Below are 645 nucleotides of genomic sequence, written 5' to 3'. Positions count from 1 at the left end.
TTTCGATTGGTACGGAGACATTGAATTCCTCGCGCAAGCGCTCGCTGAATCGCTCGGTCAACTGGTAATCGTCGTCAGCGAGGAAAAGCAGATGCGACCGCGGATGCTCTTGTCGCAAGCTCAACGCGACTGCCATGATCCCGCCGGCATCGAATGCGACGGCAACGGGCAGGTCGACGATAGCGCTCACGCTCATGCGCACGCTGCTGCACGTCGCGTATCCCTCGCCGCACGCGATGATGTCCGCACCAGGGCGCTGGCCAAGCCAATGGAAGGCACCTAGCTTGTCCATGCCTTTGCTGTAGCGTTTCTCGCCCTCTTGGTCAATTTTCTGCATGCCGACCAACTGGCCAGCGCGCACCATCGGAATCAGCAGCAGTCCGTCCGAACTGACGCGTACGCCATCGGCTACGATCTGTTTGCGCGCAAGGTAGGGATGCTCAAGCGGCACATGGGCCGCTTTGCTCCAAGCGTCCCGCGCGCGGTTTGCCGCGAGCCGCGCCGCCTGGTCGCGCTTCTCTTGCTCGGCCTTCTCTGCCGCGCGCTGCCGCCGCGAATAATCGGCGCGCTCTTCGTCGGTCATAACCTCGGTATCGACCTTGACTGGCACGGTATTGCGGTTCTCACCAACGAAAAAACCGAATG

At 61.2% G+C, this 645-nt stretch carries 1 protein-coding gene; it reads right to left on the bottom strand.

What is annotated here, in order from left to right; translation table 11 throughout:
* Positions 1-645 (bottom strand): primase/helicase family protein (locus tag F2P44_RS34500; RefSeq protein ID WP_502572639.1); only part of this gene is annotated, 645 nt, incomplete at both ends.

Source organism: Massilia frigida, assembly GCF_011682175.1.
Lineage (GTDB): Bacteria > Pseudomonadota > Gammaproteobacteria > Burkholderiales > Burkholderiaceae_D > Telluria_A > Telluria_A frigida.
The sequence above is the reverse complement of the archived record's forward strand: the minus strand, read 5'-3'. Positions and strand labels throughout refer to the sequence as shown.